We start from the raw sequence: 18,422 nt of genomic DNA on the forward strand, positions 1-18,422 counted from the left end.
GTGCCACGATCACTGACGTGGACCTGCCGCGAGACACGGGAGATGGTCCCCGGTCGGCGCATGGGGACCATCTCGGCGCGGGAAGCGACGCTGGCTACGTGACCTTGAGCGTGAAGGTGTGGCTCGCTCCCAGCGGTGGAGAGAAGCTGTCCTTGATCGTGACGGTGATGGGGTAGTCACGCGCCGTATCGGGCAGCGTGCCGGTGATCTTGCCGGTCTTCGCGTCGCCGGCGAGCGACGGCGGCAGGCCCGAGAATTCCCAGACGGCCGGCTTGTTGTACGCCTCGGTCCCCCCGGAACCGGTGGGCTGCCACGCGAAGGGCGTGCCTTTGGATTGCGAAGGCGGCGTCTTCGTCGTATCCAGAGTGGGCGGATGCTCCTCCGCCATAGCGGCAGGTATGCCGATCAGTCCGTTGGCCGCCGCCACCGCGACCCCGTCCACGACGGCCAGCACACCGTAGGCGTAGTTGACCTGCGGTTCGGCCCCGAAGAACCACCGGACGACGGCTCGGAAGAACTGGACGATGTCCGGTGTGTTCTGGAGTACCGCGCTGGCAAGCGCGCACTGCGCCAACTGCTCGTTGGCGGGAGGATGTTTCTGGACGGCCGCAACACCGCAGCCGAGGCTGACCGAACCCACCAGGAGGTGCGCGATCGAGCCCTCGAAGATGTGGTGGGCCTTGTTGAGCACCGTCCCGACGTTCTTGAGCAGCGTCGACCGGTACCCGATCTTCTCGATGAGATGACCGACCACGGTCAGACCCAAGTCCACGACGAGCCGGGCTGTCTGGACTCCCCAGGCGGCGGCCCCTTCCTTGTTCTCCCACTTGTAGTCGCCCATGATGGGAGGAATCGTGTAGACGAGTGACGCCAGCGTGAACACATCGGTCGCGGCGTTGATCAGCGCGACGGTGGAGATGACCGACTTCGGTGGCACAGGGTTGTCGGGTGCCGCGTACACAGGCATGTAGTAGTCGCTCACGCCTACGGTCAGCCCTTGCCCGACCATGCAGACGATCCCGAATCCGGCCTGAAGCCTGACCATCTGGGCATTGAATTCCCAGTCGTCCTCCGCGGGGGTACTCGAGGCGTCGTAGCGCGGATCCCAGGGGGGCAGCGGGATCTCGGGGAAGTCGCCGCCTGGGAACGGCGGGTTGTCGACGCCGTGGATCAGTTTGTGGACGACCGTGTAGAAGAACGCGGCGATGAGGCAGACCAGCTTTCCGAGCGTCAGGTCGCCTGTGGGCTCCGTTCCGGTCGCCATCTTGCCCACCCACTTGTACAGGGTGTTCAACAGGGCACCCACGACAGTCGGGATGGGCAGGTCGAGGAGGTCCCAGAATTTCGCGCTGAGTTTCGACGAGACCTCGAGGAACTTGTCGGCAAGGTCCGACAGTGCGTGGATGGCCTTTTTGACCAGTGAGCGGACCGCTTCGACGACTTCCTCGAAGGCGGACCTGCCGGCGCCACTGCCGGAGTCGACTTCGCAGAATTTGTCGATCGCGTCGTAGAGCAGTTTGCCCTGCTCGATGAGGCTTTCCAGACTCGGCGAACCGAGGAGGGAGCTGAGCAGATCATTGATATCCGCGAGAGTGTCCTCGTCCTGCGGCCGCATCGGCGGGTCCCAGAGCGCCTTGAGTCCCGGATTCGCGGACGAGAACGTCTTGTTGTACATCCACGTGGCCTGCGGTGTACTCAGTTTGTCCTTCTCAAGAGGTGTGCCGGTGGGCGCCGTGGCCGGTGGGACCTTGTTCTGGAAGTCGTCCATGCGGGCGCCCTTGTACTCCGCCAGCAGGGAATCGAGCAGGGCGTCGAACCGGGCCTCCTTGTCCGCGAACCATCCGCGCGCCTGCGGGCGGAGATGGTCGATCGTCGAGACGGCGATCGGACCGAGGGACTTGAACGCTTTCTCGAGTGCTTGCGCGGTGTCCCAGATGTCCTTCAGAGCGAACAAGGACTTCAGCCAGTCGATGGCTCGCTGGACCGCGTCGGCGATCGCCTGGAACACCGCTTCCACGGCGCGCGCGGCCTGCTCCACCGTCTCCACGATGAATTCCCCGAGGGAGACGATGGCGTCGCCGACCCAGATGGCGAGCTTCACGACGGCATCGACGAAGATCTCGGCGATCTGCGTGGCGCCGGTCTTGATTCCCTCCCACACGTCACTCACCCAGCTCGTGACGTCGTCCCACCAGCCACCGTAGGACGGGTGGCTGTCGCGGTAGGCGTGGTAATCGTCGATCTGCTCCTGGGTGCGGAAGATCTGGAACGCCGGCCTGGAGGGATCCCAGAACTGAATGACGTAGCCCTTGACCTCCTGCGGTGCCCGGAAGCCCGCTACGGACATGCGGGGCAGCTTCTGGTCTCCCGTGGCCATGCCGTAGACAGCCTTGCAGTGCTCGACGACGGTCTGCGGTTCGAGCTGGTACTTGTCCTTGATCTTGTTCCAGTCGGCCACGAGCGGCTGTTGCTCCCCTCGGGCGTTCGTGACCTGGGCGTTGCGCAGCTCGTCCGCGTTCAGTAGGCCGCGTTGCGAGGGGAGGGTGCCCTTGCCGGCCAGGTAGTCGCTGACGGGGGCGGAGAAGTCGATCGAGGTGCCGTTCGCGACACCCTCGGCATTGAGCACGATGACGGCGGGCGTGAGTCCGCGAGCCGCGACGGAGATGGAGGCCTTCCCCGTGGGCCCGGTCATGGACCGGGCGCTGCGTCCGGGCCCCACGAGGTACGAACGGCTGTCGATCTGCACCTCGACGAGAGTGTCGGCGGAGACGTCGACGGGCTGGTTGGGTACGGCGAACCCCGTCCCGTCGACCAGCGTGACGTCGGCGACGTAGTGGCTGACCAGGTGCGGGTGTTCGGTGGATGTCAGCCGCACCCGGTCCATGGCCCACTCACCGTTGACCAGGTCCTGCGTACAGATGCAGAAGGACTCGGACGGAAGCATTCCCTCCATGGTGATGAGCTCGTTGGGCCGGTAGTCCGGGTACGGGTCCAGGTGATAGGCCGCGACCTTGGCATGCAGGCCCACGGAGACGGTGGTGGCAGCGCCGGAGGTCGCGCGGGCCTCGGTCCACCGCAGACGCAACGCGTCACCGTCCTGGACATATGCCTGTTGATGGATCACCTGCAGCGTGTTACGGCTGTCGAGGCCGAAGACGTGCAGGGAGTTGTCGGCGTCCTGCCAGATCTGCGCGCGTACCAGTTGGACGGGGAGCGAGCCCGCTTCGACGCGGCTGTTGGGGGTCCAGTAGGTGAAGTGCAGCGACCCGTTGGGGTCGAGCCACGCCACACCCACATCACTTTGCTGGTTCATCTGCGGGAGCGCCGGGGCGTTCCAAGTGCCGCAGAACTTGCCGTAGATCGAGGTGTCCGGCTGCTGCCCCTGCGTGCCGGAGAAGCTCACGCGGATGGTGCGTTCCGCCGAGCCGCGGATGTCGCGCAGGTAGACGACGTGGAAGGGCTTGCCCTTTGTCGAGCGGGTGCTGACGAACCCTCCGCCGGCGATGGAGATGGTGTCGGGGGGCACGTTGGGCACGGTGCGTGTGACCGCCGTCCAGCCGTTGATCCCGTCGGAGCCCGGGGTCAGGAACGAGGCTGAGACGATGCCGATGACCAACTGCCTGTCCGTGCCGGATGTTTCGATGTGACCGGATATCAGCGTGGGTCCGGCATCGGGTGAGTAGCTCACGGCCAGGCCGAGTTCGCTGCGCGGCAGGTCGTTCAGCACGCCGGCCTCACGCACCCAGGCGCAGATGGGCTCGCCCTTGTCGGTCCGGCCCTTCTGGACGAGACGCAGAAAGAGCCAGTCGTCGGCGGCCCATGTAGGTACGCACGCCGCCCAGACGGTTCCGTCGGGGTGGACCACGGTCACGACTTCGTCGCACAGCGCCGGCTCGTCGGCAACCACGACCTGCTGCTGCTTCCAGCCGGTTTCGGAGGCGGCCGTGCGCGCGAGGTACGTGAGGTGGCCCTCGTCGTCGATGATGAGCGCTTCCTCACTCCCTTTGTTGAAGGGATTGGCGAAGAGCGCCTGCTGGTTGCGGCCGTCGCGCATGCTCACCGCACTGGCGACCACGGCATCTTCCATCAATTGCGTACTGACGGTGAAGCTGTTCGGCGTCTGCGCGGCGGCGGCAGGGTCGGACCGCTTCGAAGAAGAGGAGAGAAACGTTTCTACGCTCATGGCGTGCAGCTTCCGTGGAGTCGGCCCCAACCGGGCCGTGCAGGTAGAGCTGCCGGGCAATGCCCGGCCGGGGCCGCAGAGGGCCGCTGGTCATCGGGACGGCCGGAATCGGTCGTCCAGCGCGCGTCGGCGACATACACACAGAAGACACGCCATGCACCTGTTGCTCAGCAATGAGAGTGCTTGGTGCGCGAATCGCGGTATAGGACCGGTAGGCCCTTTTGTTCTAAATGACGGCCACTGGCGTGCGCAACCATTAACGCCCAGAAGTTCGAATATGCCGCCATTTCGCCATGGCGCTTTACTTTCAGATACATATTTACTGATTCGCGAGTGGCAAAAGGCGCAAAAAGATAGAAAATGACCGAGGTGCGGCCGGGGCCGGTGAAGTCGTCGCCCCCGCTCCGCCGCCGGGGCTCCGCCCCGAACCCCGCGCCTCAAACGCCGGCGAGGCTGAATCTGCCCGCACTTCAAGCCCGTCCGGCGCTTGAGGACACGTCCGCAGGACGTGCCGGCACACACCCACGCGCGCCCTCGTGGCGGGGCTCCGCCCCACATGCCGCGCCTTCACAAGGACGGCACCCCAGCCCGTCCGGCGATTGAGGACACGGCCGCAGGACGTGCCGGCACACACCCACGCGCAGCCCCGTGCCGGGGCTCCGCCCCGAACCCCGCGCCTCAAACGCCGGCGAGGCTGAATTTGCCCGCACACCCGACCCCCGGCCGTGCCGCTACCCCAGTGTCGAGACCCTGTCCCGGTACCCCCGCACCGGTGCCGCGTCCCGGTACGGCTCCAGCCGGCGCTCGAAGTCGCGTACGTACTCCACCGCCCTCGCCGACCGCATCTCCGACGCCTGGAGCGCCGCCTCCGCGCCCAGCGCGCACGCCTGGTCCAGTTCGCCCAGGCCCAGCCGTGCCGATGCCAGCACCACCCGGCAGAACAGGCGGCTGCGCGCGAATCCCGGGGCGCGGAGCTGGAGTGAGCGTTCCGCGTGCTGGATCGCCGGGCGGTACTGCTGGAGGTCCCGGTGGCAGTGGCCCATCTCGTCGGCCAGCTGTGCCTCGTCGAAGGTCCGCGCCCAGTGCGGTACCTCGTCCCCCGGCCGCGCCGTCTCCAGCGCCCTCTCCGCCCGGACCAGCGCCGCCGTGCACGCGCGGACCTCGCCCAGGACTCCGTGCCCCCGCGCCTCCACCGAGTGCAGCATCGCCTGCACCAGCGGCGGCGCCGCCGACCCCATGCCCTGCTGGGCGACCCGGGTGAGCTGCACGGCCTCGCGCCCGTGGCCGAGGTAGACCGCCTGGCGGCTCATGGTGACCAGCACATAGGAGCCGTACGCCCGGTCCCCCGCCGCCTGGGCGAGCCGCAGTGCCTGGACGAAGTAGCGCTGGGCGAGCCCGTGCGCCGCGATGTCGTACGAGGTCCACCCGGCCAGCCGGGTCAGATCGGCGACCGCGGCGAACAGGCGCCGCCCGGTCGTCTCGCCGTAGGAGCCGCGCAGCATCGGCTCGGCCTCGTGCTCCAGGTAGCGCACCAGCGCCTGCCGGGCGTGCCCACCGCCGTACGCGTGGTCGAGCGTGCGGAACAGCTCGCCCACCGAGCGCAGCGCCGCGATGTCGCCGCCGGACACCCGCTGGCCGGGCCCGCGGTCGGCGGTGCCGCGCTGCCGCGGTACGGCGGACGTGCCGCCCTGGGCGGGCACCCTGGCGCCCGTCCCGTCGCCCCGCCCCACACGCTCGTCGGCCCGCCCGATCAGCCAGTCCCGGCTCGGCACGACCAGCCCCGCGGGCGTGAACGCGATCTTCCGCAGTTCCGCGTGGCTGCCGGAGTCCTTGCGCCACAGACCGCCGACGATGTCCACGGCCTCCTCGGGGGTCGCGGCGAACTCCAGACCCGCGTACACCGGCGCACAGGCGTCCAGGCCCAGGTCCTGGGCGGACAGCCGGCGCCCGAGGCGGCGGGTGAACACCTCGGCGATGAGCGCGGGCGTCGTCCCGCGCGGCTGCTGACCGCGGAGCCAGCGCGTCACGGACGTCTTGTCGTAGCGCAGGTCCAGGCCGTGCTCGAGTCCCAGCTGGTCCACCCTGCGGGCAAGTCCTGCGTTGGAGAATCCGGCTTCTGCGATGAGCGCGGCGAGCTGGCGGTTGGGGATGCGCTGCGATGGTCGTTCCGTCATCAGCTGTGCGGTCTCCTGCCTTCCGGGCCGGTCGCCAGCCCTCATGGAACGGCGTGAATTTAGCGGCCCATCGCGCCCGGACCGCCACCTTCGCCCCACATTCATCCGATCGTGTGAGGATTGGCGTCGATGCTGACAAGCACTGACGGCAGGCACCCCCGGGCGGCATTTCCGCGAGCCGCCGTACAGTGGCTGGGGCGCACATATGTGCACGGTGAAGGTTCTAGGGAGGCACTGCCGTGAGTGAGCTGCGGTTCGTCCGGCTGGGGTTCGGCGAGGACGCCGTCGAGTACCAGGAGGCATGGCAGAAGCAGCGCGAGGTCCATGCCGCCCGGTTCCAGGACGAGATCCCGGACACCTGTCTGCTGCTGGAGCACCCGCCCGTGTACACGGCGGGACGGCGTACGGCCGACAGTGAGCGCCCCCTGGACGGCACGCCCGTGGTCGACGTCGACCGCGGCGGCAAGATCACCTGGCACGGCCCCGGCCAACTGGTGGGCTACCCGATCCTGAAGCTGCCGCGTCCCGTCGACGTCGTCGCGCATGTGCGCCGACTGGAGGACGCGCTGATCCGCGCGTGCGCGGAGTTCGGGGTGGAGACCAGCCGCGTCGAGGGCCGCAGCGGCGTGTGGGTGCTCGGCGACCCGGTGGAGCAGCGCCCCTCGCTCGGCGGTCTGTCGCTCGACTTCGACCCGCGGCTCGAGGACGAGGAGTTCGATCCCCGGCTGAACGGGCCCGAGTACGCCCCGTCCAACGCCGGCCAGCGCCGCGAGGACCGCAAGCTCGCCGCCATCGGCATCCGTATCGCCAAGGGCGTCTCGATGCACGGTTTCGCGCTCAACGTGAACCCGGACAACACCTGGTTCGACCGGATCGTGCCGTGCGGCATCCGGGACGCCGGAGTCACCTCCCTGGCCAATGAGCTCGGCCGGGATGTGACCATGGAGGAGGTGCTCCCCGTCGTGGAGAAGCACCTCCGGGCCGTGCTGGAGAACGCGGAGCTGCGGCCGAGGATCGTGGACGCCGCCCCGGATGTGACCGTGGAAGCCGCCGTATAGGGAATGCACCCCTGGGTCCGCGGGTTGGCCGGACGTAGGGCCGAACAATTGACGGGCGTACCCTGGTGTGCGCCGCAGAATCGAATGCCGCGCGATCGCAGAAAGGGGCGCCGACGTGTCCGCTGTCGCACCCGACGGACGCAAGATGCTGCGCCTGGAGGTCCGGAACAGCCAGACCCCCATCGAGCGCAAGCCCGAGTGGATCAAGACCCGGGCGAAGATGGGCCCCGAGTACACGCAGATGCAGAAACTCGTCAAGAGCGAGGGACTGCACACCGTGTGCCAGGAGGCGGGCTGTCCCAACATCTACGAATGCTGGGAGGACCGCGAGGCGACCTTCCTCATCGGTGGCGACCAGTGCACCCGGCGCTGTGACTTCTGCCAGATCGACACGGGCAAGCCGCAGGCCCTCGACCGTGACGAGCCGCGCCGGGTGGGCGAGTCCGTCGTCACGATGGACCTGAACTACGCCACCATCACCGGCGTCGCCCGCGACGACCTGGACGACGGCGGCGCCTGGCTGTACGCGGAGACCGTGCGCCAGATCCACACGATGACCGCGGAGCGCGAGGGCGGCCACACCAAGGTCGAGCTCCTCATCCCCGACTTCAACGCGGTGCCCGAGCAGCTGGCCGAGGTCTTCTCCTCGCGCCCCGAGGTACTCGCGCACAACGTCGAGACCGTGCCGCGGATCTTCAAGCGGATCCGCCCCGGCTTCCGTTACGAGCGCTCCCTGGAGGTGATCACCCGCGCCCGCGAGGCGGGGCTGGTCACCAAGTCGAACCTCATCCTGGGCATGGGCGAGACCCGTGAGGAGGTCAGCGAGGCACTGCGGCACCTGCACGAGGCCGGCTGCGAGCTGATCACCATCACGCAGTACCTCCGCCCCTCCGTGCGCCACCACCCGGTCGAGCGCTGGGTGAAGCCGCACGAGTTCGTGGAGCTGAAGGACGAGGCCGAGGAGATCGGCTTCTCCGGTGTCATGTCGGGTCCGCTGGTGCGCTCGTCGTACCGCGCGGGCCGGCTGTTCGGGCAGGCCATGGAGCGCCGCAATGCGGTCGCCGCCGGAAAGACGGGCTGACGGACCGGCCTCCGACGACGCCCGGACCGTGTGAAATCGGGCACAAGTGACTACCGCCGAGTAACGGCGAGTTCGACGCGGCTCGTACGCCCCCCGCAGGTCGGGACGGGTGTACGGGCCGCGTCAGTGTCCGCGGGCGGGGCGTAAAGGTTTCATCGGTGTTTGACCCGTCAGTCATGCGCTGGTAACACCAATCAGTGACTCTGGCTTTACGCACCGCACTCGGCGCTCCCCGGACAGCTCCCCGCATCCGGTCAGGGCGAGTCGCCCACCGCACCGCGCCGAGCACACCCGCACTCCGTCGTCACCCACCCCGAGGGGGACCGTCACCATGCAGGCCGCGCCAGTACGTCCCGTAAGCGCAACCGCCATCCCGTCCGTCACCGACGCCCTGCGCGCCATGGAGTCGCTGCTCCTCGGCAGCGGGCAGCGCACCGCCCGGCGCAACGCCTGGACATCGGTCCTGGAGGACCGCCGCCGGGCCAAGGACCGCGTCGAGGCCCAGCACGTACTCGAGGCCGTGGCCGGACGCACTTCCTAGGCCACGTAAACTTCCCGGTATGGCGAGGAAGGCAAACTCTGACAGCGGCGAGTCCGCTGAGAACCCCGGGCGGCTCAAGCAGATCGCCCTGACGTACAAGATGACCCGGAAGGCCGACCCGAAGATCGGTCTGATCCTCGCGGGTGTGGGAATCGTCACCTTCGGTGTCCTCCTCGCGATCGGTTACCTGATCGGTCATCCCATCTATCTCGGAATCCTGGGCTTCCTGCTCGCCTTCCTCGCGATGGCGATCATCTTCGGGCGCCGGGCCGAGAGGGCGGCGTTCGGACAGATGGAGGGCCAGCCGGGTGCGGCGGCCGCCGTCCTGCAGAACGTGGGCCGCGGCTGGACGACGACTCCCGCCGTCGCGATGAACCGCAGCCAGGACGTCGTTCACCGGGCCGTCGGCAAGGCCGGCATCGTCCTGGTGGCCGAGGGCAACCCGAACCGGCTGAAGTCGCTGCTCGCGGCCGAGAAGAAGCGCATGGCGCGGATCGTGGTGGACGTGCCGGTGCACGACATCGTGGTGGGCGAAGGCGAGGGCCAGGTGCCGCTGAAGAAGCTGCGCACCACGATGCTCAAGCTCCCCCGCGTACTCACCGGACCGCAGGTCACGGCCGCCAACGACCGGCTGCGGGCGCTGGGCGACCTGATGAGCAACATGCCGCTGCCGAAGGGGCCGATGCCGAAGGGCATGCGGATGCCGCGCGGTGGCAAGATGCGCTGACGCGCACACGCGCGACGAACACGCAGAAGGGGCGGCCGGGACATGTGTCCCGGCCGCCCCTTCTTGCCTGCTCTGCTGTGTGCCGTGCTCGGCGTGCGTGCTCGGTGTGCCGTGCTCGGTGTGCGCTCTCTAGATGCGGACCTGCACGGCGCGGGCCAGGCGGTCGTGCAGTCCGCGGCCGTCCCGGTCCCAGATGAGGGCCGGGATCGCGAGGCAGAGCAGTACGGTCCGCACGGCGACCCGGACGAAGCCCAGCCGGCCGCCCTCCTCGGACACGACGCGCAGCCCGAGCAGCCGCTTGCCCGGGGTGAAACCGACCGTGCCCACGGTCAGCAGCCCCAGGGCGAGGAAGATGCCGAGAGCCCAGTTGCCGGCCGCCTGCCGGTCACCCTGGGCGAAGAGCCCGTATGCGATCAGGAGGCAGAGCCCCCAGTCGACGAAAAGGGCGCCGAAGCGCCGCCCGAGCGGGGCGATGGAACCCGGCCCCGACTCCGGCAGACCGAGCCGCCGGCCCCGGTGACCGAACTCGGCGCCCATGTCCTCGGCCGCCGCGCGGGGGCCGGACAGCCACGATCCGATTGCTTGCCTGTTGTCCACCCGTCCACGGTACTGCGCCCGCATTCGCGCCCTTCCGCCCGGGCCCCCGGCCGTTCCTCGCGGGCATGTCACTCTCTCGATCCACCCCGCCCGGTTAACTTGGGCGAAACAAATGGGTCATGCTGGAGAAATCCCGTCTGCCTAAGGTCGGGTCCCAGCGTGTGCCACCGCACTGGCCGCACAACCGAGCTGCAACCCCGCCCCTCCCGGGTCGGGAGTAGGAGGAGTTGGATGTTCCAGAACGCCGACGACGCGAAGAAGTTCATCGCTGACGAAGATGTCAAGTTCATCGATGTCCGGTTCTGCGACCTGCCGGGCGTGATGCAGCACTTCACGATCCCCGCAGCGGCGTTCGACCCGGACGACGAGCTTGCCTTCGACGGCTCGTCGATCCGCGGCTTCCAGGCCATCCACGAGTCCGACATGGCGCTCCGCGCGGACCTGTCGACCGCCCGGGTCGACCCCTTCCGCCGCGACAAGACCGTCAACATCAACTTCTTCATCCACGACCCGATCACGGGCGAGCAGTACAGCCGCGACCCGCGCAACATCGCCAAGAAGGCCGAGGCCTACCTCGCGTCGACCGGCATCGCGGACACCGCGTACTTCGGCCCGGAGGCCGAGTTCTACGTCTTCGACAACGTCCGCTTCCAGACGTCGGCGAATGAGAGCTTCTACCACATCGACTCCGAGGCCGGCGCTTGGAACACCGGTGCGCTCGAGAACAACCGCGGCTACAAGGTCCGCTACAAGGGCGGCTACTTCCCGGCCCCGCCGGTCGACCACTTCGCCGACCTGCGTGCCGAGATCTCCCTGGAGCTGGACAAGAACGGCCTCCAGGTCGAGCGCCAGCACCACGAGGTGGGCACGGCCGGCCAGGCCGAGATCAACTACAAGTTCAACACGCTGCTGGCCGCGGCCGACGACCTGATGCTCTTCAAGTACATCGTGAAGAACGTCGCCTGGCGCAACGGCAAGACCGCGACCTTCATGCCGAAGCCGATCTTCGGCGACAACGGCTCGGGCATGCACGTCCACCAGTCGCTGTGGCAGGGCGGCGTGCCGCTGTTCTACGACGAGCAGGGCTACGCGGGCCTGTCCGACACCGCCCGGTACTACATCGGCGGCATCCTCAAGCACGCGCCGTCGCTGCTGGCCTTCACCAACCCGACGGTGAACTCCTACCACCGCCTGGTCCCGGGCTTCGAGGCGCCGGTCAACCTGGTGTACTCGCAGCGCAACCGCTCGGCTGCGATGCGTATCCCGATCACGGGCTCGAACCCGAAGGCCAAGCGCGTCGAGTTCCGCGCCCCGGACCCGTCGTCGAACCCGTACCTGGCGTTCTCGGCGCTGCTGCTCGCGGGCCTGGACGGCGTCAAGAACAAGATCGAGCCGGCGGAGCCGATCGACAAGGACCTCTACGAGCTGGCCCCCGAGGAGCACGCGGGCGTCCCGCAGGTCCCGACCTCGCTCCCGGCGGTGCTGGACGCGCTGGAGGCGGACAACGAGTACCTCCAGGCGGGTGGCGTGTTCACGTCCGACCTGATCGAGACGTGGATCGACTACAAGCGGACGAACGAGATCGCCCCGATCCAGCTGCGGCCGCACCCGCACGAGTTCGAGCTGTACTTCGACATCTAAGAACGCCGCAGGTCAGAGCGGGCTTCTGCTCTCCTGTGCGGTCTGTGGGCCGTCGGCCGCGCTTCCCTTGCGGGGAGGCGCGGCCGGCGGCCTTTTGCTTGCGACCAGGCGGTTGCAGCCCGGCCCGTTCGGCTTCGCCGCGAAGGACCAGGCCATTCCAGCCCCGCCGGCGATTGAGGCGCGGGGACCGGGGCGGAGCCCCGCAACCGGGCCGCACCTCGAACCCGGCCCCCCGCCCGGACTGTCCCGCATGCCCTGCGGGCATGTCCTCAATCGCCGGACGGGCTTGATGTGCGGCCCCTTGCCCAGAGGCCAACCGGGCCATTCCAGCCCCGCCGGCCATTGAGGCGCGGCCCCCTACCGGCTGGGGGTGCCGTCCGCCAGCAGACCCCTCAGTTCCGTCACCACCCCCCGCAGCTCCTCCGCGAAGCTCTCCATCTGGTCCGCCACCGCCAGAGGTGTGCTCAGGTAGAGGTTGAACCGCTCCGGGAGCAGCACGTACGCGATGCCGATGCAGCGGCTGCTCGTCGAGCCGAAGCCGAAGTACTGGATGTTGGCCGAGGGTGCCGAGCTCGTGCTCAGGTAGTCGTCGCGCATCGTCAGCCAGCCCGGGGTGCGGTACAGCGCGGGCTGTTCCGGTACGCCCAGTTCCGCGCCCCGGCGGCGCTGGATCAGTTCCAGCTCCCACAGGTGCTGCTCGGGGACCTGGCCCGCCTGGGACTCCTTCGCGCGGGTCACATGCGCGCGGGCCGCGGCGTGGAAGGCGGCGCGACGGGTCTCCGTGTCCGTCGACGGGTCCTCCATCGTGTCCGTGAACGTGACCATCTCGGGAGTGACGACCCGCATCGCCTCGGTGCGCCCGTACCGGTACTGCCGGGTGGCGATCGACTCGTACGTGGCGCCCAGGTGCCCCTTCGCGCGCCGGTGGGCGAGCTGGTAGGCGACCTGGACGAAGGCGTCCGGCGACACCCCGAGAGCCTTCGCCGCGCTGCTGCCGAAGTCCTCGAAGGACACGGTCCTGGTGGCCGTTGCGGCCCCGTACGCGGCGAACGCCTCGGCGGCCGCCCGGGCCCGGTCGCGCTGCGCCTCGTCCAGTTCGAAGACGATGGGCTCCAGGGCCGGCAGGCCCTGCGGGCGGGCGCCGGACCGCCGGGACTGTTCCTCCGCCGGGGTGTTCAGCAGCGCGTCGACGAAGCTGAGGATGGTCGTCCCGTCCAGCTCGCAGTGCTCCACGTTGATACCGGCCCGGCCGTCCGCGAACACGATCAGGGACACGGCCTTGTCGAACCAGCGGTTGCCGCGGTCGCCGTACAGCAGCTCGTCACAGGCCTCCTGGATGTCCGCCGGGGCGAAGTCCTCCAGAGCGACACAGAACAGCGCGGTCTCGATGTCGTCGAGGGCCGCCGCGTTGACGGGGTGGCCGGCGATCAGGGATTCGCGGGTGGCCGCCCACTCCGCGCGGGCCATGGTGGTGAAGTGACCCGCCGAGGTGTCGGCGTCGGGCTCGCCCCCGGCCTTCATGACGGCACACAGGCCCGCCTCGAGGTCCTCCAGGCTGTGCGGCGCACCGTCCGGCCCGAGCACCTCCAGCCGGAACATCGCGCCGCGGAAGAAGACGACGATGTGCCGGGCCGCGGACGGGCCCGGCCAGGCGTCGGTGTACGGGGCGCGGACGGAGTCCAGCTGCGCCCCGGGAATGCGGGTGGTGGAGAACAGGAAGGCGTTCTGCACCATCGACTGGGGCACACCCCGCTGCACCACCGGCTCGATCAGCCCCTGGTCGAGCTGCCTCTTGTAGTCGAGGGCCCCGGCGATGAGCCCGGCCGCGCGTTCCACCTGCGGCTTGTCGGAGTCCTGGAAGAGGAAGAAGAAGTTGGCGTTGAGGGCGATCCGGTCCCGGCGGCCCAGGTAGCGGTACGGCCAGAAGGTGTCGAGCCAGCTGTGCACGCCCTCGGCGGCGTCGTACTCCTCCAGGGCGCCGTGCAGGACCCGGCCGGGGCCGTCCGGGCGGAGGAACTCGGCCACCTCCGCCCGGGTCGCCTCCAGTTCGCCGGCGGACAGCAGCGGCGCGCACCAGGTGAGGAACCGCTCGCAGCTCGCCTCGAGGGCGGGCAGCGGTACCCGCGGCAGGCTCTCCTCCTGGGCGAAGGTCGCATTGCCTGCTGCTTCCTGACTGATCTTCACTTCTGTACTCGATTCAGATCGTGGTGGGCACGGGTGGTGTGTCCTGCGGCCGGGAGAGATAGAGCTGTGCGTGGAGCCAGCCTTCCGCCTCCAGGCCCCGCGCATCCACCCCCGCGGCCGACATGCCGTCGAGGACGAGAGCCTGCTCCTCCGGGGAGGCGAAACGGCGCTGTTTGAAGACCTCGTCGACGAGGATCGTCCGGTAGCCGAGGCCGTCCAGCGCGCGTTCGACGGAGTCGAAGGGGAACATCCGCAGCACGAAGTGGGCCATCCACGGCCGGCCGCCCTCCTGCGCCTCGACGACACGCAGCAGGGTGCGCTCGGTGACGTAGCCGAGGCAGCCGGTCGAGATCACCAGGTCGGTCCCGGCGAACTGGGCGCGCTGGCGGGGGGTCGGCTCGTTCCGTTCGAGGTCGGCGTGGACGGCATCGTCGAGGAAGCCGGACTCCCGGGCGTAGTCGAGCGCGGGCGCCGAGGTGTCGAGTCCGACCACGCGCAGGCCGTTGGCGGGCCGCCGCGACCGGGACAGCCCGCGGTCCCGTGCCACGAGTTCCTCCCGCGACCGCGTGTCCTCCTCGGCGGCGTCCCGCTCCTCGTCGCCGCAGTAGCGGGCGTACAACTCGTCCATGGTGGCGTCGTACTTGAGCAGCGCGGCGTTGATCCCGTACGAGCAGCCGATGTCCAGGACCTGGGGCACCTCGACGTTGCGGGCTTCTCGGTACTCCTTGATCAGCTTCTCGAAATAGGGCTTGGCCTGCTGGGGAACGCAGTAGCCGAGCGGGCGCAGCACGCTGAAGTAGGCGCGCGGATCCGGCTGTGTGTAGATGTGGTCGAGCGTGACTTTTCCGGTCGCGTCGAAACGCACAGGCATGACTCCTCGATGGGTCGCCAGGGGGAAATGCGCCGGGAAACGGCGGCGGTTCACCGCCCGCCGGGGGGCCGTACGCCGGCCGATCGGCTGCTCGGCCGGCATCCGGGCCGTACGTCAGTCGAGCAGCCGGTCGCCGCGGACCGCCCGCCCCTCCGCCTCGATGTGCTCGGGCAGCACCCGGCCGAAGAGCTGGCGGGTCCTCGCCACGCTCCCGATGACGCCGGGCCGCTCGCTGTACGCGAAGATCGCCGAGTGGCGGGCGAGGTCGCCGCGCACGGGGCTGACGCGGTGCAGCGAGTAGCGGCCCTTGAACAGCTGGAGGTCGCCGGGTTGCAGCGGCAGCCGGCGGACGAGCCGCTCACCACGCCCCTGAAGCACGTCCCGTACGTCGTCGAAGCGTTCGTCCTCGGCGGACCTGATGCCGGGGCAGTACTCGAAGACGCCGCCCGCCTCCGCCTGCTGGGTCAGCATGCTCACGGTGAACTCGTTCGTGTCGAAGTGCCAGGGGTGTTCCATACCGGGCTCGACGACATTGAGCACGAGACCGGACAGCGGGTCCGCCAGTTCGTGCAGTTCGGGGAGGCCGAAGCAGCGGGCGACGAAGGACTGGACGTCGGGATGGGTGTACAGCCGGCTGATGAGGGAGGCTTCGGGGACCCGGTCGCGGGCGACGAAGGCGTTGCCCCGCCGGAACGTGGTCCGGCCGGGATGCCCTTCCGGGAGGTCGGAGTCGACGGCGATGTTGTAGACGTTGACGGTCTCGACGTCGAAGTGGGCGCGGGGGGCGATGTCCGCGCACTCCTGCCGTAGCACGTCGCGCAGGTCGGCACGGATGAAGTCCGTCAGGACGGTGCAGCCGGTGGTGGCGAGTTCGCGACGCGCGCGGGACACCACGGCCTGTCCTTCGGCGCCTTCGAGGTCGGACAGGGGGTAGCGGGCGGTGTCGACCACATGGCCGAGTGGCAGGGCTTCCAGGGTGCTCATTCGATCAGTCCCTCATCCTTGGTCCCAACTCACCTGAAGAGCAGCAGAGTTGAAGCTCCCACAGCACCGGCGGGTTGTCTGTGACTCGTCACACTGCGCAGAGGGGTGTGGCCGGGCGGTGAACGTGCCGGGAGTCGGCCGGGAGTGGAACGATCGTCGAGCGGGACGCTCTATGGTGGTCCGCATGTCTGCGCCTGACCTCATCCGTATCGTCTCCCGTTCCTCGCCCATGGCTCTGGCCCAGGTCGAGCGCGTCCGCGCCGAACTGACCGCGCTGCACCCCGGAATCCGTACGGAGGTCGTGCCCGTCACCACGTCCGGGGACCGCTGGATGGGGGACCTGGCCAAGCTTGGCGGAAAGGGCGCGTTCACCAAGGAGGTGGATGCGGCGCTGATCGCCGGGGAGGCGGATCTGGCGGTGCACTGCGTCAAGGACGTGCCCGCGGACCGGCCGCTGCCGGCCGGGACGACCTTCGCCGCCTTCCTGGAGCGGGACGACATCCGGGACGCCCTGATCCATCCCGAGGGGCTCACCCTGGACGAGCTGCCGGCCGGGACCCGGATCGGTACGTCCTCGGTGCGCAGGATCGCGCAACTGGCCGCCTCGCACCCGGAGCTGGAGTGCGTGCCGATGCGGGGCAACGCCAACCGGCGGCTGGAGAAGCTCGCGGCCGGGGACGCGGACGCGCTGCTGCTCGCGGTGTCCGGTCTGGAGCGCATCGGGCGTACGGACGTGATCAGCGAGGTCCTGTCGGTCGAGACGATGTGCCCGCCGATCGGTGCGGGAATCCTGGCGCTCCAGTGCCGTGAGGACGACACCGCGACGATCGACGCGGTGAGCGGGCTCGGCGATCCGGCGGCGTACCGGGAGGCGACGGCCGAGCGGATGTTCCTCCATGTCCTTCAGGGCCACTGCAATTCGCCGATCGCGGGGTATGCGCGGGCGGAGCGCTCCGGGGACCTGTCGCTGCGGGCGCGGGTCTTCACGCCCGACGGCAAGCGGGTGCTGAACGCACACGAGTGGGCGGGCCCGCTGGACCCGGCGACGCTCGGGACGTCGGTGGCGGTCGCGCTGCTGCGGCAGGGTGCACGGGAGCTGATCGACGGGATCGCGCACTGAGGTCCCACTTGGGCGCGTGAAGGCGTACGCGGGGCCCGGGCCCGTACGGTGCCGGGCGCCCCCGCCCTCGTACGGCCGCGGCTCAGGCGTCGGCCGCGTACCGCCAGAACTCACGCATCAGGGCCGGCGGGGTCGGCCCGCCCATCTCCCGCTGGGTGAGCAGGATCGCGACCGTACCGGTGGACGGCGTGATGTGCGCCGCCGTCCCGGTGCCGCCGACCCAGCCGTAGCGGCCCGGCACGTTCCAGGGATCGACCGGTGCGACGTCGACCGAGCCACCGAACCCCCAGCCCTGGCCTTCCAGGAACAGGTGGCTGTCCGCGCGCTGGGACGCCGTCAGATGGTCGGTGGTCATCTGCCGTACGGACGCGGCCGACAGCAGCCTGCGGCCGTCGGCGGTCCCTCCGGCGAGGAGCATGCGGCCGAAGGCGAGCCAGTCGTCGGCGGTCGAGACCAGTCCGCCCGCACCGGAGGGGAACGCTGGCGGGGTGCTCCACTGCCCGTCGGGGGCGTCGATCAGGTCGAGGCCGCCCGACTGCCCCTCCCGGTAGGCGGAGGTGAAGCGGCCGCGTTCGCCGGCCGGGACGGCGAAGGCGGTGTCGGTCATGCCGAGCGGGTCGAACAGCCGCGCCTGGAGGAACTCGGGCAGCGGCCGTCCGGCGGCGCGGGCGATCAGTACACCGAGGATGTCGGAGCAGGTGTTGTACAGCCAGGTGTCGCCCGGCTGGTGCAGCATCGGGATACGGGACAGGGCCGCCATCCACGCGTCGGGCCCGGCGACCGTCTGCGGCTGCGGCGGGCCCTGTTTGAGATCGCCGAACAGCGGGGCGACCGCGGGCAGGGAGAAGTCGGACGGGAAGCCGTATCCGGCGCGGAAGGTGAGCAGGTCGAAGAGGGTGATCGGCCGGGCGGCGGGGACCACGTCGTCGACCGGGGCGTCCGGGGTACGCACGACGACCGGTGACGACAACTCCGGGAGCCAGGTACTGACCGGCTCGTCGAGTGCGACGACGCCGTCGTCGACGAGCATCATGGCCGCGGCCGCGACGACGGGCTTGGTGATCGAGGCGATGCGGAAGATCGAGTCCCGGGCCATCGGAGCGGTGCCCTCGGCGTCGACGGACCCGGCGGTCTCCACCTCGACCCGGTCACCGCGGGCCACCAGGGCCACGACTCCGGGCACCGATCCCTTGTCGACCTGGTCCTTCAGGATGTCGTGCAGGCTGGTCATCGCTCCGCCTTCTGTTCGCCGGGTGCCGTC

General features: G+C 69.4%; 13 protein-coding genes. 6 read left to right on the top strand and 7 right to left on the bottom strand.

The genetic code is table 11. From position 1 onward, the window contains the following. Positions 1-94: 94 nt before the first annotated feature. Positions 95-4,183, bottom strand: a complete 4,089-nt coding sequence (locus tag OHA05_RS09700; RefSeq protein WP_328860318.1) for an Ig domain-containing protein — start codon at positions 4,181-4,183, stop codon at positions 95-97. Between the two features lie 731 nt (positions 4,184-4,914). After that, positions 4,915-6,357: a regulator gene (locus OHA05_RS09705; protein WP_313946758.1), complete on the bottom strand. Its 1,443-nt coding sequence runs from the start codon at positions 6,355-6,357 to the stop codon at positions 4,915-4,917. Between the two features lie 239 nt (positions 6,358-6,596). Here OHA05_RS09705 and lipB point away from each other — a divergent pair, with 239 nt between their 5' ends. The 4 genes from lipB (at position 6,597) to OHA05_RS09725 (ending at position 9,764) form a co-directional block, all read left to right on the top strand. Continuing rightward, positions 6,597-7,415, top strand: coding sequence for a lipoyl(octanoyl) transferase LipB (gene lipB / locus OHA05_RS09710; RefSeq protein WP_313946757.1), 819 nt, complete (start codon positions 6,597-6,599; stop codon positions 7,413-7,415). Between the two features lie 115 nt (positions 7,416-7,530). Further along, positions 7,531-8,496 carry a lipoyl synthase gene (lipA, locus tag OHA05_RS09715; RefSeq protein ID WP_328860319.1) on the top strand — a complete coding sequence of 322 codons (966 nt, stop codon included), beginning with the start codon at positions 7,531-7,533 and terminating at the stop codon, positions 8,494-8,496. Between the two features lie 331 nt (positions 8,497-8,827). Then, positions 8,828-9,037 carry an SCO2195 family GlnR-regulated protein gene (locus tag OHA05_RS09720; RefSeq protein WP_313946755.1) on the top strand — a complete coding sequence of 70 codons (210 nt, stop codon included), beginning with the start codon at positions 8,828-8,830 and terminating at the stop codon, positions 9,035-9,037. Between the two features lie 19 nt (positions 9,038-9,056). Then, on the top strand, positions 9,057-9,764 hold the full coding sequence (locus OHA05_RS09725; protein WP_313946754.1) for a DUF4191 domain-containing protein: 708 nt from the start codon (positions 9,057-9,059) through the stop codon (positions 9,762-9,764). A 129-nt stretch (positions 9,765-9,893) separates the two neighbouring features. On the opposite strand, the gene OHA05_RS09730 is transcribed toward OHA05_RS09725, so the two are convergent. Continuing rightward, positions 9,894-10,361, bottom strand: a complete 468-nt coding sequence (locus OHA05_RS09730) for an RDD family protein (RefSeq protein ID WP_313946753.1) — start codon at positions 10,359-10,361, stop codon at positions 9,894-9,896. Positions 10,362-10,592: 231 nt separating this feature from the next. On the opposite strand from OHA05_RS09730, the gene glnA reads away from it, so the two are divergent. Continuing rightward, positions 10,593-12,002, top strand: a complete 1,410-nt coding sequence (glnA, locus tag OHA05_RS09735) for a type I glutamate--ammonia ligase (protein WP_313946752.1) — start codon at positions 10,593-10,595, stop codon at positions 12,000-12,002. Between the two features lie 357 nt (positions 12,003-12,359). Here the strand turns inward: glnA and OHA05_RS09740 are convergent, their stop codons facing one another. The 3 genes from OHA05_RS09740 to OHA05_RS09750 form a co-directional block, all read right to left on the bottom strand. Beyond that, positions 12,360-14,186 (bottom strand): choline/carnitine O-acyltransferase, encoded by a 1,827-nt coding sequence (locus OHA05_RS09740; protein WP_328860320.1) that lies wholly within the window; start codon positions 14,184-14,186, stop codon positions 12,360-12,362. Positions 14,187-14,199: 13 nt separating this feature from the next. Beyond that, on the bottom strand, positions 14,200-15,057 hold the full coding sequence (locus OHA05_RS09745) for a class I SAM-dependent methyltransferase (protein WP_313946750.1): 858 nt from the start codon (positions 15,055-15,057) through the stop codon (positions 14,200-14,202). A gap of 114 nt (positions 15,058-15,171) precedes the next feature. Continuing rightward, positions 15,172-16,041: a HalD/BesD family halogenase gene (locus OHA05_RS09750; protein ID WP_328860321.1), complete on the bottom strand. Its 870-nt coding sequence runs from the start codon at positions 16,039-16,041 to the stop codon at positions 15,172-15,174. 184 nt (positions 16,042-16,225) lie between these two features. On the opposite strand from OHA05_RS09750, the gene hemC reads away from it, so the two are divergent. Continuing rightward, the gene (gene hemC, locus OHA05_RS09755) at positions 16,226-17,161 is read left to right on the top strand and encodes a hydroxymethylbilane synthase (RefSeq protein ID WP_327684638.1); all 936 of its coding nucleotides are present in this window, start codon (positions 16,226-16,228) and stop codon (positions 17,159-17,161) included. A gap of 82 nt (positions 17,162-17,243) precedes the next feature. On the opposite strand, the gene OHA05_RS09760 is transcribed toward hemC, so the two are convergent. Continuing rightward, the gene (locus OHA05_RS09760; RefSeq protein WP_328860322.1) at positions 17,244-18,392 is read right to left on the bottom strand and encodes a serine hydrolase domain-containing protein; all 1,149 of its coding nucleotides are present in this window, start codon (positions 18,390-18,392) and stop codon (positions 17,244-17,246) included. Positions 18,393-18,422: the final 30 nt, after the last annotated feature.

The sequence above is a fragment of the Streptomyces sp. NBC_00306 genome (genome assembly GCF_036169555.1).
In the GTDB taxonomy this organism is placed as follows: Bacteria; Actinomycetota; Actinomycetes; order Streptomycetales; family Streptomycetaceae; genus Streptomyces; species Streptomyces achmelvichensis.